Annotated in this window: 21 protein-coding genes; 9 read left to right on the top strand and 12 right to left on the bottom strand. The window is 72.4% G+C overall.

All coding sequences use genetic code 11. From position 1 onward, the window contains the following. Positions 1-21 precede the first annotated feature (21 nt). From ABZ857_RS31635 to ABZ857_RS31625, 3 genes are read left to right on the top strand one after another with little or no spacing between them, the layout of a single operon-like run. Positions 22-1,092, top strand: coding sequence for an ABC transporter ATP-binding protein (locus ABZ857_RS31635; protein WP_357050168.1), 1,071 nt, complete (start codon positions 22-24; stop codon positions 1,090-1,092). Continuing rightward, a complete protein-coding gene (locus tag ABZ857_RS31630) occupies positions 1,089-2,444 on the top strand; it encodes an ABC transporter permease (RefSeq protein ID WP_357050165.1) in 1,356 nt (451 codons plus the stop codon). The genes ABZ857_RS31635 and ABZ857_RS31630 overlap by 4 nt, the downstream gene beginning before the upstream one ends. 3 nt (positions 2,445-2,447) lie before the next feature. Further along, positions 2,448-5,195 (top strand): alkaline phosphatase family protein, encoded by a 2,748-nt coding sequence (locus ABZ857_RS31625; RefSeq protein WP_357050162.1) that lies wholly within the window; start codon positions 2,448-2,450, stop codon positions 5,193-5,195. Between the two features lie 162 nt (positions 5,196-5,357). Here ABZ857_RS31625 and ABZ857_RS31620 read toward each other — a convergent pair whose 3' ends face one another. Continuing rightward, positions 5,358-6,080 (bottom strand): 1,4-alpha-glucan branching protein, encoded by a 723-nt coding sequence (locus tag ABZ857_RS31620; protein WP_357050159.1) that lies wholly within the window; start codon positions 6,078-6,080, stop codon positions 5,358-5,360. Positions 6,081-6,140: 60 nt separating this feature from the next. After that, the gene (locus ABZ857_RS31615; protein WP_357050156.1) at positions 6,141-6,428 is read right to left on the bottom strand and encodes a helix-turn-helix transcriptional regulator; all 288 of its coding nucleotides are present in this window, start codon (positions 6,426-6,428) and stop codon (positions 6,141-6,143) included. Positions 6,429-6,564: 136 nt separating this feature from the next. Between ABZ857_RS31615 and ABZ857_RS31610 the strand changes: the two genes are divergently transcribed. Continuing rightward, positions 6,565-6,834, top strand: coding sequence for an Atu4866 domain-containing protein (locus tag ABZ857_RS31610; RefSeq protein ID WP_357050154.1), 270 nt, complete (start codon positions 6,565-6,567; stop codon positions 6,832-6,834). Between the two features lie 37 nt (positions 6,835-6,871). After that, on the top strand, positions 6,872-7,486 hold the full coding sequence (locus ABZ857_RS31605) for a helix-turn-helix transcriptional regulator (protein ID WP_357050151.1): 615 nt from the start codon (positions 6,872-6,874) through the stop codon (positions 7,484-7,486). Positions 7,487-7,601: 115 nt separating this feature from the next. On the opposite strand, the gene ABZ857_RS31600 is transcribed toward ABZ857_RS31605, so the two are convergent. Further along, positions 7,602-9,044: a hypothetical protein gene (locus ABZ857_RS31600; protein WP_357050148.1), complete on the bottom strand. Its 1,443-nt coding sequence runs from the start codon at positions 9,042-9,044 to the stop codon at positions 7,602-7,604. 306 nt (positions 9,045-9,350) lie between these two features. Between ABZ857_RS31600 and ABZ857_RS31595 the strand changes: the two genes are divergently transcribed. After that, positions 9,351-9,482: a hypothetical protein gene (locus tag ABZ857_RS31595; protein WP_357050145.1), complete on the top strand. Its 132-nt coding sequence runs from the start codon at positions 9,351-9,353 to the stop codon at positions 9,480-9,482. Between the two features lie 48 nt (positions 9,483-9,530). Here the strand turns inward: ABZ857_RS31595 and ABZ857_RS31590 are convergent, their stop codons facing one another. From ABZ857_RS31590 to ABZ857_RS31555, 8 genes are all read right to left on the bottom strand, one after another. Then, the gene (locus tag ABZ857_RS31590) at positions 9,531-11,348 is read right to left on the bottom strand and encodes a hypothetical protein (protein WP_357050143.1); all 1,818 of its coding nucleotides are present in this window, start codon (positions 11,346-11,348) and stop codon (positions 9,531-9,533) included. A 17-nt stretch (positions 11,349-11,365) separates the two neighbouring features. Next, on the bottom strand, positions 11,366-12,427 hold the full coding sequence (locus ABZ857_RS31585; RefSeq protein ID WP_357050140.1) for a MoxR family ATPase: 1,062 nt from the start codon (positions 12,425-12,427) through the stop codon (positions 11,366-11,368). Between the two features lie 76 nt (positions 12,428-12,503). Next, the gene (locus ABZ857_RS31580) at positions 12,504-13,487 is read right to left on the bottom strand and encodes a glutathione S-transferase C-terminal domain-containing protein (protein ID WP_357050137.1); all 984 of its coding nucleotides are present in this window, start codon (positions 13,485-13,487) and stop codon (positions 12,504-12,506) included. Continuing rightward, the gene (locus tag ABZ857_RS31575; protein ID WP_357050135.1) at positions 13,484-14,008 is read right to left on the bottom strand and encodes an NAD(P)H-dependent oxidoreductase; all 525 of its coding nucleotides are present in this window, start codon (positions 14,006-14,008) and stop codon (positions 13,484-13,486) included. Before ABZ857_RS31575 ends, ABZ857_RS31580 begins: the two co-directional genes overlap by 4 nt. Before the next feature lie 115 nt (positions 14,009-14,123). Continuing rightward, a complete protein-coding gene (locus tag ABZ857_RS31570; RefSeq protein WP_357050132.1) occupies positions 14,124-14,657 on the bottom strand; it encodes a flavin reductase family protein in 534 nt (177 codons plus the stop codon). A 431-nt stretch (positions 14,658-15,088) separates the two neighbouring features. Then, the gene (locus tag ABZ857_RS31565) at positions 15,089-16,237 is read right to left on the bottom strand and encodes a sulfite oxidase (protein WP_357050129.1); all 1,149 of its coding nucleotides are present in this window, start codon (positions 16,235-16,237) and stop codon (positions 15,089-15,091) included. A 21-nt stretch (positions 16,238-16,258) separates the two neighbouring features. Continuing rightward, complete coding sequence (locus ABZ857_RS31560) at positions 16,259-17,575, bottom strand: lanthionine synthetase LanC family protein (protein WP_357050126.1); 1,317 nt, start codon at positions 17,573-17,575, stop codon at positions 16,259-16,261. Between the two features lie 143 nt (positions 17,576-17,718). Continuing rightward, a complete protein-coding gene (locus tag ABZ857_RS31555; RefSeq protein ID WP_357050123.1) occupies positions 17,719-18,306 on the bottom strand; it encodes a TetR family transcriptional regulator in 588 nt (195 codons plus the stop codon). A 113-nt stretch (positions 18,307-18,419) separates the two neighbouring features. Between ABZ857_RS31555 and ureA the strand changes: the two genes are divergently transcribed. Genes ureA through ABZ857_RS31540 form a run of 3 tightly spaced genes read left to right on the top strand, consistent with a single transcriptional unit; the run spans position 18,420 to position 21,739 of the window. After that, positions 18,420-19,097, top strand: coding sequence for an urease subunit gamma (ureA, locus tag ABZ857_RS31550; RefSeq protein WP_357050120.1), 678 nt, complete (start codon positions 18,420-18,422; stop codon positions 19,095-19,097). Then, positions 19,097-20,740, top strand: coding sequence for an urease subunit alpha (locus ABZ857_RS31545; protein WP_357050116.1), 1,644 nt, complete (start codon positions 19,097-19,099; stop codon positions 20,738-20,740). Before ureA ends, ABZ857_RS31545 begins: the two co-directional genes overlap by 1 nt. Before the next feature lie 18 nt (positions 20,741-20,758). Beyond that, on the top strand, positions 20,759-21,739 hold the full coding sequence (locus tag ABZ857_RS31540; protein ID WP_357050258.1) for an agmatine deiminase family protein: 981 nt from the start codon (positions 20,759-20,761) through the stop codon (positions 21,737-21,739). 142 nt (positions 21,740-21,881) lie between these two features. Here the strand turns inward: ABZ857_RS31540 and ABZ857_RS31535 are convergent, their stop codons facing one another. Then, a complete protein-coding gene (locus tag ABZ857_RS31535) occupies positions 21,882-22,049 on the bottom strand; it encodes a hypothetical protein (protein WP_357050113.1) in 168 nt (55 codons plus the stop codon). Positions 22,050-22,113 lie beyond the last annotated feature (64 nt).

Here is a 22,113-nt window from a genome sequence, read left to right as displayed (position 1 = left end):
GGGTGCCGAGGAAGGACACGGATGCGAAAAACCGACATGGACAGGAGCCCGGCGGTCCGGGCTCGCGGGATCACGAAGTCCTTCGGTGAGGTGGTCGCACTCGACGGAGTCGACCTCGACGTGGCGTACGGGCAGGTCCACGGCCTCGTCGGCCCGAACGGCGCGGGCAAGACGACGCTCCTCGGCCTGCTGCTGGGCCTGGCGGTCGCGGACAGCGGCCGCCTCGAGATCCTGGGTGCGCAGGTCGGGCGGACGCTCGCCGTCCCCGACGGCGTCGCGGGCTTCGTGGACGGCCCCGGGCTCTATCCCTCGCTCACCGCACGGCAGAACCTCTCGGCCCTGGCCTCACTGCGCCCGTACGACGCCGGTCCCACCGCCGGCGTGGACGACGTGCTGGAGCAGGTCGGGCTCACCGACGTCGCCGACGACCGGGTCCGGGGCTTCTCACTGGGGATGCGCCAGCGGCTCGGGCTGGCGGCCGCGCTGCTCGCCAAGCCGCGACTGCTCGTCCTCGACGAGCCCGCCAACGGCCTGGACCCCGCAGGCAAGCACCACGTGCACCGCGTCATCACCGGACTCGCCGCGGACGGGACAGCGGTGGTCCTGTCCAGCCACCGGATGGACGACCTCGCCGCGCTGTGCTCCGAGGTCACCATCCTCGCCACCGGACGGGTGGTCTTCTCCGGTCCGGTGAGCAAGCTCGCCGCCGAGAGCGGCGAGCTCGACTACCGGCTGCGCACCTCCGACCCTGCGACCGCCCACCGGCTGGCGTCGCGGACCCCGGGGCTCCGCGTCGTGTCCGGCCACGACCCCGGTGAACGGCCGGACGCCGACGTCGTCGTCCGCGGGACGGAGCCGGCCCTCGACGAGCTGGTCGTGCGGCTCGTGGGAGCCGGCGTGGCGCTCCGGGAGCTGGGCCCCGTGGTGACGCCGCTCGAGGCCGCGTTCCTGGCCCTGACCGGGACCGGCACCGTGCCCGGCCCCCTGACCGGCACCGCGCCCCGCACCCTCACCGGCACCGTGACCGACGCTCTGACCGGCGCTCTGATCGGCACCGTGCCCGCGCAGACCGACCAGGAGGACCCGCGATGACCGCGACCGTCACCCGGCCCCGGGCCAGCGCCCGGCCGGCGCCCGTGCTGAACGGCTACCGGTTCGAGCTGGTCAAGCTGCTCTCCCAGTGGCGGATCCGCCTGCTGCTGCTGGCCTGCTGGATCGCCCCCGCGGCCTTCGTGGCCGCGGTGAGCCTGCAGAGCTCGCTCCCCGCCGACACGGTCTTCGGCCGCTGGATGAACGCGACCGGCTGGGCGGGGGCGCTGGTCGTGCTGGACTTCTCCTGCACCTGGGCGCTCCCGCTGCTGACGGCGCTCGTCGCGGGCGACGTCTTCGCCGTCGAGGACCGGCTGGGCACCTGGCGACACCTCCTCGTGGCGGTGCGCTCCCCGCGACGGATCTTCGTGGGGAAGACCCTTGCCAGCCTCACCGTGATCCTGCTGCTGGTGGCCGGGCTGGCCGCGTCGGGCATCATCGGCGGCCTGGCCGCGGTCGGCAACCGGCCGCTCATCGGCTTGGACGGCCATCTCCTCGCCCCGGCGGACGCCGCCGGCACGGTCCTGCTCGCGTGGGCCTGCGCGGTGGCGCCGACGCTGGCGTTCGCCGCCGTCGGCCTCCTCGGCTCGGTGGCCCTGGGCCGCTCGCCGATGGGCCTGCTGCTGCCCGCACTGCTCGCCTTCGTGCTGCAGCTCGCGCAGCTGCTCCCGCTGCCGGTGGCCGTGCGGCTGGCCCTGCCGAGCCACGCCTTCCTCGCCTGGCGCGGGCTCTTCACCAGCCCGGCGCAGGCGGGGCCCCTCCTCATCGGCCTCGCGGTGAGCCTGGCGTGGGCGGTCACCGCCACCGTGCTGGCCTACCGCCTGTTCCTGCGCCGCGACTTCACCGACCTCGCGTACGACGGGTCGGGCCGCCGGGTCGTCGTGGCGGCGGTCCTGCCCCTGGCCGGGCTGGTCGCCCTCAGCGCCGGCGTGATCGCCGGCGCGACCCCGGCCACGGGCACGGGGATAGAGCGGGGGAAGCTGCAGGACTCCCTCGCCACGGCGTACGCCCACCTCTACCGGCTGCAGACGCGCCAGCTCCATCGGCCCGACGTCACCGAGACCCGGCTGCGGGCCGGCGCGTCCTGCGACAAGGGCGACTCCCGGGTCCCCGACCAGGGACCGGGCAACGACTGGCGGTGTGTCGTGTCCTGGCACCTCCCCGGCGCGAGCGCGGTGGGCTCCGCCATCTACCAGCTCGACGTCACCGCGGACGGGCGGTACGTCGCCGACGGAGACGGGCCCAAGGAGGTGAACGGCTACTTCCAGGTGCGCACCCCGACCGGGGACGCGCCCAACCCCCTGTGGCAGTTCGACGGCAACGTCGACCTGCTCGCAAGCACTTCGAAGGAATGATTCATGCACGTCACGCGCCAGCGCGTCGCGAAGGTCCCTCTCAGGCTGTTCCCTGGACGCACCGGCCGGCGGACCCGCCTCCTCGCGGCCGCCACCGCCGCTCTCGTCGTCGCCGGCGGAGGCGTCGCCTACGCCTCCACCGAGATGTTCGGCACCGACCAGGTCGGCCAGACCACAGGCAAGGGCCTGGTCGTGTCCGGCGACCAGTACATCGACCCGATCGGCGAGCGCCTCGTCATCAACAACGGCAAGATCATGTCGTCCTCGGTCAGCCCGGACGGCACCCACCTCGCGGCCTCGATCACCGACGGCGGGATGGCGCTCGCCATCGTCGACCTGAAGACCTGGACGGTGCGACAGCTCGTCGGCAACAACGCGGCGGCGCACCTGCGCATCAGCGGCAACGACGTGGGCCAGGAAGGCCCCACGTACTCGCCGGACGGTTCCCAGCTGTGGCTGGGCCGGGCCGACGGCTACACCAGGTTCACCGTGAACCCCGACGGCACCCTCGCCAACCCGACGAACGTCACTATCGCCGCACAGGGCTCGAAGCGCGCGCTGGTGGGCGAGGCGGTGTTCTCGCCCGACGGCTCCACCGTGTACTCCGCCGTCAACGGCCAGAACCGCGTGGTCGCCATCGACACGGCCACCGGGGCCATCCGGCAGAGCTGGGCCGTGGGCAACGCCCCGCGTGACATGGTCATGGTCGGGACCAAGCTCTACGTCGGCAACGAGGGCGGCCGCCCGGCGAAGCCCGGCGACACCACGATCAACTCCTACGGCACCCCGGTGGTGGCCGACCCGGTGACCGCTGCCACCACCACCGGCACGGTCAGCGTCATCGACCTGGCGAACCCGGCCGCCGCCCCCACGAGCATCGACGTCGGTCTGCACCCGACCGCCCTGTACGCCAAGAACGGGGCGCTGTTCGTCACCAACACCGCCACCAACGACATCTCCGTCATCGACACGTCCAGCGACAAGGTCGTCCAGACCATCGCCACCCAGCCGTGGCCGCAGGCCTCGGTGGGCTACGAGCCCGACGCGGTGACGCTCACCGACGACGGTCACCTGCTGGTGACGCTCGGCCGCGCCAACGCGGTCGCCGTCTACCGGTTCACGTCGCCGCAGGAGCCGGTCGGCTATGTCGGCCTGCTCCCGACGGACTACTTCCCCGCGGAGATCACCACCATCGGCGACGACGTGCTGGTCTCCAACACCCGTGGGATCGACGCCCGCCGCCCCACCAGCAGCGCCGGGCACGGCACCCACGACACGACGTCGAGCCTGCAGCGGTTCACGCTGCCGGACGACAGGGAGATCGCCAAGTACACGGCCACGGTCTTCGCGCAGAACGGCTGGGGCAAGAACGACGTCAAGCGGGCCGAGGGCAACAAGCAGAAGGCCGTGGCGGTCCCGAAGCGCCTCGGCGACCCCTCGACGATCAAGCACGTCTTCCTGATCGTCAAGGAGAACCGGACCTACGACCAGGTCTTCGGCGACATCCCGCAGGGCAACGGCGACCCCTCGCTGGCACAGTACGGCGAGAACGTGACGCCGAACCAGCACGCGCTGGCGCGTCAGTTCGGGCTGTACGACAACGCGTACGACATCGGCACGAACTCCGCCGAGGGTCACAACTGGCTGATGCAGGCCGACAACCCGGAGTACACCGAATCTTCGGCCGGTGAGTACCTGCGCAGCTACGACACCGAGGACGACGCTCTCGGCCACCAGCGGACCGGCTTCATCTGGACCGGTGCGCAGGCGGCGGGCAAGACCGTGCGGAACTTCGGCGAGTTCCACCAGTTCCTGACCAAGCCGGCCGGCGCGACCTGGCAGAACCTGTACTGCGACACCAAGAACATGCAGGCGACCGGGCAGAACACGGCCTACACCCTGAACTCGTCCTCGCCGATCCCGTCGCTCAACGACGTGTCGGTGCACGGCTTCCCGAAGTTCGACACCAGCGTCCCGGACATCTACCGGTACGAGATCTGGAAGCGTGACTTCGAGGCCAACGGGCCGGCGAACCTGAACATGTTCTGGCTCTCCAGCGACCACACCGGTGGTCCGCCGAACGGGGCCGCTCAGGTCGCCGACAACGACCTTGCCGTCGGCAAGATCGTCGACACCATCTCGCACAGCCCCTACTGGAAGGACTCCGCGATCTTCGTGGTCGAGGACGACTCCCAGGCCGGCCTCGACCACGTCGACGGCCACCGTGCCCCGATCCAGATCATCAGCCCCTGGGCCCGGCACGGCATCGTGGACAGCCACTACTACACGCAGATCACCATGATCCGCACCATCGAGCAGATCCTCGGGATCCAGCCGATGAACCAGAAGGACAGCGCCGCCACCCCGATGGCCGCGGCCTTCACCGACAAGCCCGACTACACGCCGTTCGACGCCGTGCCGAACCGCACCTCGCTGACCTTGGGCCTGTCGACCCCGCCGGCCTGCGGTGCGGACACCCCGGCGCCGCAGAACCCGAACGCCGCGGCCCCGCCGTCGGGGAAGGTGCCGGCGGACAAGAAGGAGGTCGCGGGGAAGTGGGGGGCCTGGAAGTCGCAGCAGCGGCTCACCGGGCCCGACGCCAAGGCCGACAACGCCAACCCCGCGCAGATGAACCACTTCTCGTGGTACGAAGCGCACGACTGGGCCAAGCCCTATCCGGGTGAGACCAAGATCTACACGCCGGACCAGGTGCCGGGCGCCTACATCCCGTCGTCGGAGAACGACGGCTGACATAGGTCGATCACATGGGAGGGCCCCCGGCCGGGCGTCATCGCCCGGCCGGGGGCCTCTTCCGACCCGGCTCGGGCGGGCGACGTCGCGCGGGCCTCGGAGGAGGACGACGACGCGGCGCCGCCGTCCGCGGCGGCCGCGGCCCTGGCGCCACGACGTGCGTCAGGACGCCGGGTCCCCGCCCGCCTCCCCTGCGGAGTCCCCGGCGTCCGTGACGACGGCGAACACACCGCGGACCTCGGCGCCGTCCGGCAGCCGCCAACCGGCCGTCACGTGGCCCAGGGCGTCCGCGACGTCGTTTTCGCCGGGCCGCAGGACGCGGATCACGCGCATGGTCAGCCTCCCGCCCCGGTCGTCGTCCGCGGCGTCATTCGCTGTGGCGGCGTCCACGACGATGTCGGTGGCGTGCGGCGCGTCGGCCACGGCCGCCGGCCGGATCGGGCCCGGAGCGGCGGCTCCCGTGAAGCTCCAGGTGACCGAGAGGTCGGGGGTGTCGCTCACACTCTGGGCCTGCGGCTCGGCGTCGCCCTGGAACAGGGCGTGGAGTCGTGCCACGAGGACCGGGTCGTGGGCGCCGTCGTAGATCCAGCGCCGTCCCAGGACGCCGTGCTCCGCCATCCCGATGAGAGCGTGGTCTGCTCCTTCCAGCGGCGCCCCTCGGTAGGTGAGCGGCACGTGATAGGAGACCGGCCGGTCGCCGGACGCATCGGTGACCACCATGAACTCGATCCCGACCTCGCCCTGCGGGTCGTCGAGCCGGAAGCCGCCGGCTTTCGTCAGCTCCGGCCGCCGCCCTCCGCCTTCGTACCAGGGCCGGGAGGGGAGCCACGAGGTGAGCAGCTCCAGTTTGCTGGGCGTCAGGGTCGTGCGATGGATGACAGCCATACCGTGGAGCCCTCCGTCGGCGTCTCGTCACCGTGTCCCGGCGCCACCGGCCGGGGCCGATCATCGTCTCACACGGCCCGCGACGTCGGTCTGCCGGCGAGCCGGTGCAGATTCGCCGTCGAGGCGCAGTGCGCGGCTCAGCGCGTCGAGCACCTGGGCGGAGGGGTGGCGCTCCCGGCCCTGTTCCAGACACGTGTAGTAGTCGGCGTTGATGCCGGCGAGCACCGCGACTCCCTCGCGGCGCAGTCCGGGGACACGGCGGGTGCCGTAGCTCGCCATGCCGACTTCCTCGGGCCGAAGGCCCGACCTGCGGCCGCGGAGGAATTCGCCCAGGTCGTTGTCGGCCATGTCGTCAGGCCATGCGGCGTCGCAACCGGGTGCCTGGGTGTGTCGCACCCAGGCGGAAGGCGTCCTGGCCGGCGCGCGGGGCGCGGCCCAGACTCGGTGACGCAGGACATCCCCACCACGATCGAGAGGTTTCGCCATGACCATGAATTCGGCGGACGGCCAGGACATCGACGTCGTCGGCATGTGGGTCACCGCGGACGGTCACATCCGCCAGGAGTTGCGTGCGGACGGCCGCTATGACGAGGCGCGGGGCGGACGGGCCGGCGCCTACACCGGCCGCTACCGCGTCACGGGCAGTCACATCGACTACGTCGACGACACCGGCTTCACCGCGACGGGTGACGTACGCGACGGCGTGCTCTACCACGAGCACCTCGTGCTGTACCGCGAGCGACCCGCCTCCTGACGGCGCCGCCCGCCCTGCCGCCCGCGATGCGCGAGGAGTGGCCTGGCGCGGCGGCGAGCAGCCGGACGAGCTGCTGACCCCGGAGACCCGCATCGCCCTGGCGGCGGCGTTGCGGCAGGCCGGCGACCCGGAGGGCGCGGCCCGTGCCTGCGCGGCCGGCCTCGATGCCGCCCGGGCCCTGGAGATGCCGCGCCTGATCGCCGACGCTCTTGAGCAGCAGGCGTTCCTCGACGAGGCGCGCGCCGTCACTCTGCATCTGGAGGCCCTGCGCCTGCGCGCCGACGCCACCACCGGCTCCCGCATCATGGGCGCGTGCGATCGGGCCCGGGAGGAGCTCGGCTACCCCCGGCCGCACCGGCCGAGCGTCCCGGCCGCTCCGGAAGGCCGCCGAATGGATCTGGAGGAGGCCATCGCCTTCACCCGCCGCGCGTACGGCGGACGCCGTCGTCCCGCCACCGGCTGGGCCGGCCTCACCCCCGCGGAGCAGGAGGTCGTACGGCTGGCCGTGGCGGGCCTGTCCAACCCGGAGATCGCCGGTCGGCTGTTCATGAGCCGCAGCACGGTCAAGACCCACCTGGCGCACGTGTACGCGAAGCTCGGCGTGGCCAACCGCGCCGAGCTGGCGGCGCTGCAGCGCGAACGCGACCGCTGAGAAGCCGACCGGCGGTGCTGTCCCGCCTTGTCGGACTGCCTCGAGCGCGACACCTCGGGAACGGTCCGGCGACGTGGGGTGAGCCCGTGAACGCCACGGGCCACTACATGGGGCGTCAGGAGAAGCAGACCTGGTCGCGCAACGAGGGCTTGGTCAGGGCCAGGTTGCGGAAGTTGGTCGTGACCTCGTCCGGCGCGATGTCCAGCGTGTGCAGCAGGGTGCCGTCGGGCCGCGGCAGGAACACCAGGCCCTCACCCTCGCCGGCCGACGAGGAGATGTCGACGTGGTGCACGGTGATCACGTGACCCGACTCGGGGTCGATCTTGTACAGCGGGAGTGAGGCGCCGATGTCGGCGAAGGCGTAGAGCATCCCGTGGTAGACCTTCGCGCCCTGGATGCGGCGGAGGGTCTGGCTCAGCGGCACAGTGCGGATCAACGTGAAGGTGTGCAGGTCGAAGACGTTGAGTACCTTCGTGTCGTCCCATTCGGCCGTGTAGAACACACCCCGCGCGGCGTCCACGCTCACCCACGGAACCCCTTGGGTGTGCAGGTTCTGCGGCAGTTCGTGGTACTCACCGGTGAACCGCAGGGTCTTCGCGTCGTAGACGGCGATGAACGGGTGCAGGTACTCGATCTCACCCTTCGGCTTGTCGCCGTCCTCGATCGGCGCGTAGATCTTGCCGTCGTGGTAGTCGATGTCGCCGATGTGGTTGCCGCCGTACGCCGCGATCTGGGGTGGGATCGCCAGCGTGTTTCGGGTGAGGACCGTCTGCCGGGCATCGGTCATGGTGCGTGTCAGGCCGTACTGCCAGGAGAAGACGTAGCTGCGCCCGTCAGTGGCCACGCCCTGCGACCGGAGCAGGCCCTCCTGCCGGTTCAGCATGTCGACCGGCGGGGTCTGACCCGCCTCGTTCATGTCGTAAATCTGCCGCATCTCGTCGGCGGGACCGGTGAACTCCTGGACGGACTTCTCGGTCCACTGCTCGCCGTCCACCTGGTCGCGGAAGCGGGCCAGCACCGCGGCTGCGTCGGGCAGGGTGGCCGTCGCGTCGCCGGTGACGGTACGCACCAGTGAGGTGAGCGCGGCATCGTCGAGATCGGACACTCGCACCGGGCCCACGCCCGCCGCCCTGGCGCGGGTCTGCGCGGAGATCGAGATGCCGTTGTCCGGATCGCGGTCCCCGTCGACGGCTTCCAGGAACACCAGCTCGCGGGTAAGGGCTTCGTCGATCGTGCACTGCGCTCCGCCGCTCAGCTGGAACGGGGTCACCAGTTGAGCGCCTTTGGCGTGGCCGAGCTCGACCTGGCCGACGCCGAACCGCACGGGCCAGTTGCCACGGTAGCGGAACGAGCCGTCGGCGCCGGTGACGCCGTGAACGCCGCCGGGGCCGGTGTAGTCCACACCGGTGATGGCGCCGGGCGCGGCCCCCGGGCCGCCGGCCAGGACGCCGGTCCGCCAGCCGGCCGTAGCGTCAGCCGACGCGGGCGCGGTGGCGGCGGCCCAAAGCAGAGGCACGGCGAGGCCGGCCGCGAGTAGGGAGCGAACTGTGGTTGCCATCGGTTGCCTTTCGTTGTCGCTGGTCGCGAGGCGACGCTAGGAGACCACGCCGACCACCCGGTGAACCGGCGGTGATCCCCCGACGAAGCGACGGCGCGGTCCTGGAGGACACCGAGGGCGGCGACACCGTCGCCTGGAGCGTGCACAACGGCGGCGCCGGCGCGGCGGTGCGGGACGTCCGGGCGTTCCGGGCGCCGCCCGAGGGCTGGCGGTCCACCGACGACAGCCTCACCGCGCTGCGGGAGGGCGTGCCCTACGTTCGCGACCGTCAACGGCGTCGTCGGCGGCCGGTCACTGCGCGGCAGGGTGCCGTTCACGCAGGCGGACCTGGCGGGCCTCGGCGGCGGGCAGGTGCCGGCCTGGGCGGGAGGCGACGAGACCGTGAAGACGGACCGGGACGCCTTCCTGCGCGCCGACCCGGACCGCTGCCGTCCGTGACCCGCGCCCGCACCCGGCGGGACCGGGCGCGGGCGCGGGACGCTCCGGTCAGCTCATGCGGAAGACCGGGCCGCGCGGGGCGAACGGCAGGAAGGCGCCTTCGGGGATCAGGAACGCGTGCTCGCGGCGGATCCGCACCACGTCGCACTCCCCGTCGGTGATGACCAGGATCGGGCCGTCCCGCGGGAAGTCCTCGGCCCGTTCGAGCAGGTCCACGCCCGGCTGGAGGATCGTCCCGCCGCGTCCCCGCACGCGGACCCTGCGCGCGACGTCCTCCACCGGCAGGTATCCCGCGTCGTAGGCGACGGCGTCGCAGAACACGACCCGGGCGCGCGGCACGTCGCGCGCGGTCGCGTACGACGCGATGGCGCCGAGCGCCTTGCCCAGGAGGCGGGCGTTCATGGATCCCGACGTGTCGAGCACGACCCCGAACGTGGCCCGGCGCACCGTCTCCTCCGGCCGCAGCCACCCGGGACGGGGGATGTCCGGCGTCGACGACTGGCGGCGGGAGGCCCGGGCGTAGGACCTGCGTCGTTCGACGGCGGGGACGTGCTCCTCGAACCAGCGCGCGAGCGCGGCGTCCCAGGGCAGGGGCGGGTGGTCGAGGGCCCGGATCTCCTGCTCGAGACCGGCCGGCAGGGTGCCCCTGCCCCCGCTGTGGTGGTAGGCGAGGCCGGTGACGAGGGCGTTGCGGTAGTACTCGTCCAGGTCCACGTGACGTCCCGGCGCGCCGGGACGCGGCAGCGGCTGCCCGAGCACATCGCCCAGGCCGCGCCCGCGCAGCGTCGCGAGCTTGCGCAGGCGACGCAGGTCCCGCGCGATCCGGTCGTAGACCGCCTCGCAGGACAGCCCGCGCAGCTCCGGATCGTGGAGGAGCCCTTCGGGCATCTCCCCCACGCCCATCTCGACCAGCCAGCCGTTGACCACGTAGTCGCAGGCGACGTTCCACAGGTACGGCTCCCGCCAGCCCGTACGCTCACCGTGCCGCAGCGCGGCGTGGAGCATCTCGTGGGCCAGCACGAACCGCCACTCCTCGGCGGTCATCGAGACCAGCGGGTTGACGTAGATCTCGGCCGCCTCGGCGTTGACCGCGGCCACCGAGATGTCCCAGCCCCGGGCGAGGTCCGCGTCCGCCACGATCGTCATGCCCGCCGCCAGCGCCCCCAGCAGCGGGTACGACGACACGAACCAGCCGAGCGCGTGGTCCCACGGCTTCTTCACCGCGCTCCGGACGGAGTCGCGCGCGCCCCCGGCCACCTCGATCGCCGTCGCCGCCGCGGCGGCGACCCCGAGCGCGAACGCCTCCTCGTAGTCGTGGGCCTTGGCCGTCTCGACCGTGCCGGCGAAGAAGTCCGGGAAGGCCGGCACGTCGAACTCGGCGGGCACCCCGGACGTGCGCCACAGACCGGCCAGCGTCCGTTCGTCCTCCGGAGGGAGGACCGGCGGCCGCGGCTCCGGCGCCCTGCCGATCTTGAGGGTGGCGAGGAACCTGTCCACGCTCAGGCAGCAGGCGGCCAGGTATGGGTGACGGGGAGCGCGCCGCGGCTGCTCCCACCGAGGGGTGTGCTCCTTGTCCAGGTCCTCGGGCAGGGCGTTGCGCGGGTCCAGGTGCCCGAACCCCGCGTGCAGCAGGCAGTGCGCGAACACCCACGCCCACTCGCCCGCCTCGGCGCGCCTTCTGGGGTGGTGGTACACGCCGCCGTCCGGCGTGATGTAGGCCCACCGGTCGTGGGGCAGCACGTGCTCGTCCTCCGCGTACAGGTAGCCCCCGAGGTGGCGGAACAGCGGGTGGGAGCGCACCTCCTCCCACCCCTTGAGCACGGCGTCGCGCCAGGGGTCGGCCTTCTTCTGCTTCCTGCGCGGCATGTCGGCTCCCCGCCGCCTCAGGTCCGGGCCGCGGCCAGGCGCGGCAGGTCGCGGCCGACCTCGACCAGGAACCACGACGGCAGCACCGGCGCGCCGTCGTCGCCCGCCGCGATGACGAGCTGCGCGCATTCGAGCGAGATCCCCGCCAGCTCGACGAGCAGGTTCTTGGCCCGGAAGGCGAGCTGCCGGCCGGCGGGCGAGGCGTGCTCCTTCGACTGCGGCAGCTCCTTGACCAGCCGGGCCCGGAAGGTCTCGGACAGGAAGTACAGCAGGTCGCGGTCCTCGGGCCGGCGCGGCCACCCCACGTCCCCCTTGATCACCGCGTCGAGGTCGTACGCGTGCCGCACCGTCTTCACGTACGCGCGGAAGGCCGAGGCGTGCGCGGCGGTCAGCGTGCCGTAGGCCAGTATGCCCAGCGTCTCGTCGTCCAGCCGCTCACCGTAGGAGTGCATGGCGTCGGACAGCATGTGCCAGCCACGCGGCGTGGAGAACGGCTCTTCCGTCTTGGGCGGCGCGCTCCACAGGTGGTCGGGGCGCTGGACGAGGTAGTCGACGATCCAGGCATGGATGCCGCTTGTGGCCGCCCAGCTCAGCCAGTCGTCGGCCGACGCCCGGAGATGCACGTGGATCATGCGGTTGACCAGCGCGGACGGCATGGGCCTCGCGAGCGCGTTGTCGGTCGCCCGGTTTCCCGCGCCGATCACCACCGACCCCGCCGGCAGCTCGTACGTGCCGATGCGCCGGTCGAGGATCAGCGAGTAGAACGCCTTCTGGACCTCCGGGGAGGAGGCGTTGAGCTCGTCCAGGAACAGACAGTACGGCTCCTGCCTCGCGATCGTCTCGGGCGGGGCGAAGCGGCTGCGGTCTCCGACGATCTGCGGCACGCCGATGAGGTCCTCCGGAGCCAGCTGCGTGCCGAGGAGCGTCACGCAGTCGAGGCCGAGGGAGTCGGCGAACGAGCGGACGAGCGAGCTCTTGCCGATGCCCGGCGCACCCCACAGGAACACCGGGCGAACGACGGCGACGTGCAGCAGCACCTCCGGAAGCTGCGCGGGAGTCACGGTCAGGGTCGCCTGCATGCGTCCCAGACTCGCAAAACCCGCCTATCCGCCGCACCTCATTAAGATCCGCCGGCGGCCGCGTCACGGCGCATGGTCACCCGCGCTGTCCGGTCAGCGCCGCGCGCCCGTGCGGCTCGTCCCAGTCGGCCTCCCGGGGCTCGACCGCGATCCGCACCGGCCCGTCGCCCAGGTTGGCGGGCCGGGCGGTGAGCCGGAGGGCGGCGAAGTCGGTCGTCTCCCGGAACGCCGGAAGCCGGTAGAGGTCCCGCGCGTACGGCCAGAGGTTGGGATAGTCCGTCAGCGGCCGTTCGCCGATCCCGGCGAGCGGGTTGTGCAGCAGGTCATACCTGGCCAGGACCACCCAGAGCTGCACGTCGGACTCGGTGAGGCGGTCCCCGAACAGGTACCGCCGGTCGGCCAGGCGGGCGTCGAGGCGATCCAGCGCGGCGAGCACTTCGCCGCGCCGCCGCTCGTACTCCTCCTGCGTGGCGGCCCTGGCCACCAGGTGCACGCCCTGGGCGAGGTCGCGGGCGATCTCCTCGTCCAGGGCCTCGATCTCGTCGCGCAGGTCCTCCGGATAGAGGTCCACGCCCGAGTCGGCCCACTCGGCGAACCGGGTGCCGAGGTCGACCGGGATGTCGGGGTAGTTGTTGCTCACGATCCGGTTCGTCCGCCGGTCCCACAGCACCGGCACCGAGATGTGGCCGGGATATCCGGGCTCGGTGGCGTCGTACGCCTCGGCGAGGAGCGCGAAGCCGTTCACCGGGTCGGCACCGCGCCGCTCCCGGAACGCCCACCCGCGCGCGTCGCGCTCGTCGTCGACGTACGACAGCGAGACGACGTCCTTCAGCCCGGCCAGGTCGCGGACGATGGCCACCCGCTGCGCCCACGGGCACACGTAGGCGACGTACAGGTGGTAGCGGCCGGGCTCGGCGGGGTGGCCGCCGGAACCGTCGGCGGTGATCCGGCCCTGGAAGGGGTAGAGGGGTCCCGGCCGGTCGGTCCTGCCCGGCCCGTACGGGCCGAAGGCGGCGACGTCGGCGGGGCTCGCGTACGCGGGAACGTGGGTGGTCGTCACGCGGTCGCCCGCCTCTCCAGCGCCGCGGCCACCTGTGCGGCGACGCGATCCGTCCAGTCGGTGAGGACCCGGTCGAGGTCGGGGATCTCGGCCTCGAGCAGCGCCAGGCCGGGGGTGGGCACGAGCGCGCCCAGCTCGACCAGCACGGGACGCAGGTGCAGCTCGACGGCCAGCGCGTGCCGGGGGGAGCCCATGACCAGCAGCGGCAGCGCCACCGTCCCGGTCAGCGCGCCGCCGGGGAGGCGGTCGAGGAATGCCTTGAGCAGGCCGGTGTAGGTGGCCTTGTAGGTGGGGCTGGCCACCACGAGCACCTGCGCGCCGGCGACCAGTTCCAGCGCCACCTCCACGGTCGGCGAAGGACCGGGGGTGAACAGGTGCGGCCCGATCGCGGACAGGTCCACGACCTCGGGCGGCGCCTCGTGCCCGATCCGGCGCCCCACCGCCTCGGCCGCCGCCAGGGCCGCGAGGTGGGTCCGGGAACCGCCGCGCGGATTGCCGACCAGCACCACGAGAGAGCTCACGAGGCCACCGCCTCGTGCCGCTCAGAGTGTCCTGTGTCCGCGTCGAAGAGCTTACGAGTGGTCAACAGACGGTCCTCCAGATTGGAACGGGCGCTCGCGCGGAGCGGGAGCGGGATCACGGGTGGGCGATGAACCGGCCGAAACGGCCCTGGTGGTACAGCAGCGGACGCCCCGGCCCGCGCACCTCGGCCTGCGTCACCAGCCCCACGACGAGCACGTGGTCGCCCACGCCGACCCGCTCGTAGGGCAGGCAGATCAGATGCGCGGAGACGTCCTCGAGCAGCGGCGCCCCGAGCGGTCCCGGACGCCACCGGGTGGGCTCGGCGAACCGGTCGACGCCCTTGCGGGCGAACCGGGCGGCGAGATCGGCCTGGTCGCTGGCCAGGACGTTGACGGCGAAGTGGTCCGCCGCGCGCAGCGACGGCCAGGTGGTGGACGACTGGTCCACGTAGAAGGAGACGAGGGGCGGGTCAAGGCTGACCGAGGAGAACGAGGTCGCGGTCAACCCCACCGGCACTCCCCCGCTCCGCGCCGTGATCACGACGACGCCCGCCGCGTGCACCGCGAGGGCGCGCTTGTAGTCGTCGGCGTCCAGCGCGCGCTTGTAGTCGTCGGCGTCGAGGTCGGGGCCGAGCAGAGTCTCCGTCATGGCAAACCTCCGGAAGGTCGCGGCTGCTCACAAGGTCGATCTCACAGCCGCTGGCATCACGGCGCGGGATCAGGGATTCGGATGGAGGCGGGACCGGGTGTGACACGGTCACGCACGGCTCGCGAGGAGGGCGGCCAAGCTCTCGGCCGGCTCCTCATCGGCACGAAGACGACGGAAGATTCACAATTCACGACACTGCGCGCTGGCGACGTGGCCGTAGTCCACGCTCGAACGCCGGGTCAGACGAACGCCCTGGCTCATACCACCGAACGTACGATCACAGGGCGCAAAAGTCAATATTTCCTACTCGCTTTACCGGAAAAGCTCCGGAACGGCGAGGGTCGAGATCCGGCGGTCTGCGACTCAGGTCATCAGCGGACCGCCGAAGCCCCTGTCTTCACTCCCAGGCGGAGGCGCCTCTTCGGCACCGGTCAGGTCACGACGACGGGGTGGCGCACCACCGCGTCGAAGCCGTAGCCGAGGACGTTGTACGCCGCGCGATCCGGCTGCACGGCGCCCGTCTCGTCGGCGGCCCGGGCGAGCAGGCGCAGGTTCCCCGCCTCGCGCGGGGTCCAGGGGAAGGTCCAGCGAACCCAGCCACGCGGGTGCCGATCGTCGCGCAGGCGGGCCGCCCGCCACGACACGCCCTCGTCGTCGCTGACCTCGACCCGGACCACGCGCCCGCCGCCCGACCACGACCGGCCGCGCAGCAGATGCTCGCGTCCCGCCTCGAGACGGGCCGGCCAGGGCAGTTCGAAGGCGCTCTTCACTCCGACCCGGGTCAGCGGCGGGCCGCCCCCGGGCGGGTGACCGGGGCCGTGCATCCGGTACAGCCGCGTGCTCCACGGCGACTCCAGCGGCCGCTCCGACACCTCGATGTCCCCCAGCCACTTGATCGAGGCGACGCCCACCCACCCGGGCACCACCAGCCGCGCCGGATGGCCGTGGTCGGGCGGCAGCGGGCGCCCGTTCATCTCGTAGGCCACCAGCACGTCGTCCAGCGCCTTGGCCACCGGAAGCGGGCGCCGCACCCTCCCCAGGTTCTCCCCCGCTTCGACGTAGTCGGCGTCGAGCCCGCGCGGCATCAGCGCGACGGCCCTGTCGCTCATCCCCGCCCTCTCCAGGAGCGTCGCGAGCCGCACGCCCCGCCAGCGCGCCACCCCCACCGCACCCAGCCGCCAGGCAGTGCCCGACACCTCCTGGTTCTGCTGCTCGCCGTACAGGCGGCGCCCGTTGCCCGCGCACTCGATGAACGCGGTCACGGTCTCGGCCGGCATGCCGAGAAGGTCTTGGTAGGTGAACGCGACCGGTCCGCCGCTCAGAGCGTCACCCCATAGCGTGAGCCGCCAGGTGGCCGCGTCGATCAGCGGTGTCGCCGTGTGGCTGCGGACGAAGAACAGCTCGTCAGGCGTCAGGTAGTCCTCGCCGCGCAGCGCCTCCCAGCGGGTCTCCGCGTTCGTGCCGTGCACGGCGAACAGGCGGGGCGGCAGCGGCTTGCGGACGCCGGGCGGGGTTTCCGCTTCCGGCGCCGTACGCCGTGCGCCGCGCCTTACTCCAGGGCCGTCCATCATGGAAGTCATGCGCCTCCTCACCTGCCGCTGTCAGCCGGCCGGCCTCCGCAGGGCGACGGCCGGCATGGGGATGGGCGGGAAGGGGTTGTCGGGCAGCAGGATCACGCGGCGCGGCCGGTCCGCCTGTCCCGCCGCGTCCAGGTGCAGCAGGGCCGCCCCTATCCCCGCCGCCCCGGTCAGGTAGCCGGTGTCGGCCGTCACCTCTCCGGGGCGCTGCCGCCGGTACGCCTGGTACCAGCGGTATCCCCTGCCGTCGTAGCCGGTCGCCCGGCCGATCAGGTGGTCGGCGAGCCTGCGGGCGAACTCCAGGTGCTCCTGCTCCCCGGTCGCCGCCCACAGTCCCACGTACAGCTCGATCAGGCCGGCGGTGCCGCAGCACTGGCAGGCGACGTTCCACAGTCCCGCGGTCTGCCGGAAAGGCGCGCCGGACTCCCTGACGCCTCCGGCCAGCCGCTTCACCCACTCCAGGTCGTCTCTGTCACCGGTCACCCGATAGAGCTCGTAGAACATCCGCGCGATCCCGGCGGAGCCCGAGCAGTAGCCCAGGTGGTCGGTGACCATGGCGCTCTCCCCGGCCAGGACGCCGGCGGCGCGGACGAGGCCCGCGCCGCGGCGTGCCGCGTCGAGGAACGCCTCCTCGCCCGTCGCGCCGTACAGGCGGGCGAGGAGGAAGGCCGTCCCCGCCGTGCCGGACAGAAAGCCGGGCTGGGCCGCCTCCGCGGACAGGGCCGGGCACGCCGCGGGTCGCTCCCTGGGCGCGGACAGCCGCGCGATCCGCCGTCCCGCCTCGACGGCCATCTCCTCGTAGGCCGGCACGCCGAGCGCCGCCGCGGCGCGCAGCAGCCCCAGCACCACGCCGCCGTCACCGCGCAGTGTGGGATCTCCCGACCAGCCGATGCCGCCGCCGTCGAACGCGCGGGCGCTCCTGACGATCCTGTCGGCGACCGCGACAGCGGCGTTCTCGAAACGCTCCTCGCCGAGCGCCCAGCCGGCCTCGGTCAGCGCGAGGACGACTCCCGCGAGGCCGTGGTGGAGCGACACGTCGGCCTGCCGCTGCCATGTCTTCGCGAGATAGCGGGCGCCCGCGCGGGCGTCCTCCAGGTAGGCGTCGTGGCCGGTCCCGGCGGCGAGTTCCAGGAAGAACAGCACGATCCCGGCCGCTCCGGAGTGGAGGGACGCGGGCCCGCCGGGCGTCGCCGGCCGGCCGTGCGGGTCGGGGTTGGCCCGCCATCGCCTGCCGCTCTCGTCGTCGACGGCGGCCGTACGGATCCACCGTCCCGCCATGATGGCGGCCGTCAGCGGGGTCTCTGCGCGCTCACCGGGTGAGCGGATCGGGTCGGGGCCCATGGAGCGAGTATCCCACAAACCTGGTAGGTAATAGCAACAACTGCCGGAGTAGAGGAAACTCAGCAGTTCGTGTGCGCCTCTTCGTCGTCAGGCGGTCGTCGTCGAGGTCCGGCCGAAAAGGCCCGCGCTGATCCGGCGCGTCGTCACGTGAGCTCGCGGCGCATGGACGCGAGCACGGTCTCCTTCGCCCAGAGCGCGTCGTGGCCCGGTATGCCGAGCAGGACGTCGCTGCTGAGGCCGTCCATGAGGCGGCAGTGCCTGACCGCGAAGTCCTCGGCCGCCTCCGCGCCGAGGTCCGACAGCCTGCGCACGATGGCGGCCAGCTCGGCCGCCCACGAGCGGAAGAAGCCGTCGAGCCGGAGCAGGGTCTCCTCGTCGTCTGGCGGCCGGGCGATGACCTGCGCCCACAGCCGCCAGCGCACGTCCTGCGGTCCTCGCGGCAGGTAGAGCTCGACCAGGCGGTCCAGTGCCGCGTGGGCGTCCAGGCGGGCCAGCTCGGCTCCGCGGCGCTCGTCGAGGTCGGCCTCGCTCATGAGCAGGGTGGAGACGAGGATGCGGTCGCGGCTGCCGAAGTAGTAGAGCACGTGGCTCGTGCTCATCCCGGCCCGGTCGGCGATGTCCTTGATCCGCAACTGGGTGAAGCCGACCTCCTCGATCGCCAGCAGGGCGGCCTTGAGCACGTGTGCCCGCATGTCGGGGCGCTCAAGGGTGATCTTCGACTCCCGCACCATGCGCATCACCGTAGCGCCTTCCGTCCTGATTCGCGGTCGAATATAGACCTGTGCTCAAACTTTGAGTACGGTTCAAACCTTGTCGCCGCTCCCTGACGCGATCCGGAGGAAGAGTGAGACTGACGCCCACTGAGCGGGATCGGTTGCTGCTGTTCACGGCGGCCGAGCTGGCCCGTTCCCGGCGGGCCAGGGGCCTGCGGCTCAACGTGCCCGAGGCGACGGCGCTGATCGCGGACACCGTCTGCGAGGCGGCCCGCGGAGGCGCCCGGCTCGCCGAGGCGATCGAGGCGGGCCGCGGAGTGCTGGGCCCGGACGACGTATTGCCCGGCGTGCCGGATGTCGTGACCGAGATTCAGGTCGAGGCGGTGTTCGACGACGGCTCCCGGCTGGCGGTGGTCACCGACCCGTTCGGCGGCGGCTCGCTGGGCCCCGACGCCCCGGGCGCGCTCCTCGCGGCCGACCATCCGGAGGAGGCGTCCGAGAGCGTCCGGATCGAGGTCGTGAACACCGCGTCCGTGCCGATCAGCGTGACCTCGCACTTCCACTTCTTCGAGGTCAACCCGCGGCTGCGCTTCGACCGCGCGCTCGCCTACGGCCGCCGCCTGGCCGTGCCCGCGGGCTCGACGGTCCGGTTCGAGCCCGGCGTCGCCCGTACGGTGCCGCTCGTCGCGATCGGCGGCGCGCGGGTGGCCGTCGGCTTCGCGGGGCTGGTGGACGGGCCGCTGGACGCGCCCGGCGCGTTCGAGGCGGCGATGGAGCGGGCCCGCGTGTGCGGATATCTGGGGGCGTGATGAGTACGTACGGCTACCGCGAGGGCGACCGGGTGCGGCTCGGCGACTCGGGCCTGGTGGTGGAGGTCGAGCACGACTCGCAGAAGCGGGGTGAGGAGTTCCTGGCCGGGTTCGGCAAGACCGCCAGGGACGGGCTGCACCTGAAGGCCGCCTCCGTGCGGGAGACCTGCGATCTGGTGATCAGCAACGTGCTGATCCTCGACCCGGTCCTCGGGGTGCGCAGCGCCTCGATCGGCGTGCGCGAGGGGCGGATCCACGCGATCGGCCGCGCCGGCAACCCCGACACGCTCGACGGTGTCGACGTGGTGGTGGGCACCGGGACGACGATCGTGTCCGGCGAGGGCCTCATCGCGACCGCCGGGGCGATCGACACCCACGTGCACCTGCTGTCGCCGAGGATCATGGAGGCCTCGCTGGCCTCCGGCGTGACGACGATCATCGGGCAGGAGTTCGGCCCGGTGTGGGGGGTCGGGGTGAACTCGCCGTGGGCGCTGCGGCACGCGTTCAACGCCTTCGACGCCTGGCCGGTCAACATCGGCTTCCTGGCCCGCGGCTCCTCCTCCCACCCCGCGCCCCTGGTCGAGGCGCTGGTCGAGGGCGGCGCCTCGGGCTTCAAGGTGCACGAGGACATGGGAGCCCACACCCGCGCCCTGGACACCGCCCTGACCGTCGCCGAGGAATACGACGTGCAGGTGGCCCTGCACACCGACGGGCTCAACGAGTGCCTGTCGGTGGAGGACACCCTGGCCGTGCTGTCGGGCAGGACGATCCACGCGTTCCACATCGAAGGCTGCGGCGGAGGGCACGTGCCGAACGTGCTCAAGCTGGCCGGGGTGCCCAACGTGATCGGCTCGTCCACCAACCCGACGCTGCCGTTCGGCCGGGACGCCATCGCCGAGCACCACGGGATGATCGTCTCGGTGCACGGGCTCAAGCCCGAACTTCCCGGCGACGCCGCGCTGGCCCACGACCGGATCAGGGCGGGGACCATGGGCGCCGAGGACGTCCTGCACGACCTGGGCGTCATCGGCATCACCTCGTCCGACGCGCAGGGCATGGGCCGGGCCGGCGAGACCGTCAGGCGCACCTTCGCCATGGCCGGGAAGATGAAGGCCGAGCGAGGCGCCCCCGGACGGCACGACAACGAGCGCGTCCTGCGCTACCTCGCCAAGCTCACCGTCAACCCCGCCATCGCGCACGGCCTGTCCCACGAGGTCGGCACACTGGAGGTGGGCAAGCTCGCCGACATCGTCCTGTGGCAACCGGCCTATTTCGGCGCCAAGCCGCAACTCGTGCTGAAGGCGGGCTTCCCCGCGTACGGCGTGACCGGCGACCCGAACGCCTCCACCGACACCTGCGAGCCGCTCGTGCTCGGTCCGCAGTTCGGCGCGCACGGCGCGACCGCCGCCGACCTGTCGGTCGCCTTCGTGGCACAGGCCGCCGCGTCCGGCGACCGCCTGCCCACCCGCAGGCGCCGGGTCGGCGTGCGCGGCACCCGCGGCATCGGTCCCGCCTCCATGGTCCGCAACGCCCGCCTCGGCCACGTGGACGTCGACCGGCACGGCCGCGTCTCGCTCGACGGCGAGCCGGTGGAGTCCGGACCGTCCGACTCCGTCTCGCTGAACCGCCTCTACTTCCTCTGAGGAGCGATCCCCTTGTTCATGCCGCCGGAGTGGCACCCGCACAGTCGCACCTGGATGTCGTGGCCCATCGGCTATGCCCTGCAGCGGGCGGAGGCGTCGTATCGGGCATGGTCGTCGGTCGCCAACACCATCGTGCGGTATGAGCCCGTCACGATGCTGGTCGACCCCTCGGAGCGGGAGTCGGCGGCCACCTGGCTCGACCCGCGCGTCGAGGTGGTCGAGCAGCCGCTCGACGACTGCTGGATGCGCGACAACGGCCCCACCTTCGTGTTCGACGGCGAGCGGCTCACCGGGGTCGACTGGACCTTCAACGGCTGGGGGTGGGCCCCGCACGAGAAGGACGACCTGGTCGCCTCGTCCGTCCTCGGCCGGGTGGGCGTTCCCGGCCGTCGCACCACGATGGTCGGCGAGGGCGGCGGCATCCACGTGGACGGCGAGGGCACGGTCATCCTCACCGAGACCGTGCAGCTCGACCCCCGGCGCAACCCCGGCTGGACGAAGGCCGAGGTCGAGGCCGAGCTCCGCGACCTGCTGGGGGTGGAGAAGGCGATCTGGCTTCCCCGCGGACTGAGCGCCGACTACGGAGGCTACGGGACCAACGGGCATGTCGACCTGCTGGCCTCGTTCGTACGGCCCGGCCTGGTGCTGTGCCACGTGCAGCCCGACCCGGCGCATCCCGACCACGAGGTCACCCGGGAGAATCTCGCGATACTGCGCGCCGCCACAGACGCCAGAGGGCGCCCTCTGGAGGTGATCGAGCTGCCCGCCCCGACCGTCCAGGAGGCGGACGGCGAGCCGGTCGACTACTCCTACATCAACCACTACCTCGCCAACGGCCTGGCGCTGCTCTGCTCCTTCGACGACCCGCGGGACGCCGAGACGGCCGAGCTGTTCGCGAAGCTCTTCCCCGGCCGGGCGATCGAGGCGGTCGACGCCCGCGACATCTTCGCGCTCGGAGGCGGCATCCACTGCATCACCCAGCAACAGCCCGCCCTCTGACCGCCCTCGTCCTGCGGCGCGCCGAAACCCGCGTGCGGAGATCGCGTGCCGCCGTGTCCGTCATCATGACCGCCGGGATGGCGGCACCTTTCCGCCGGACCGGGGCTCCTCCTCACGAGGGGCGCGGGAAAGTCCGGCGCATCTACCGGAACCACCGCCAGAACCCGGCGCCCTCGTCCTCCTCCGGTGCCGCGTCGTCGTCCGGCAGGTCGTACCAGTGGGTGTCGCCGGGGAAGCGGTCCGGGGGCGTGCCGGGCTCGCCCCCGGAGAACGAGCCAGCACCGGACGGGAATCGGCCGGGCGCGCTCATGCCACCCCCTCGCCTGGCGGCTCGGGGTCGCACGAGCGCAACGCACCGTGTCCACTTACTGATT

This window comes from Microbispora sp. NPDC046933, assembly GCF_040644635.1.
GTDB lineage: Bacteria > Actinomycetota > Actinomycetes > Streptosporangiales > Streptosporangiaceae > Microbispora.
This window is presented reverse-complemented; position numbering and strand designations above follow the sequence as displayed.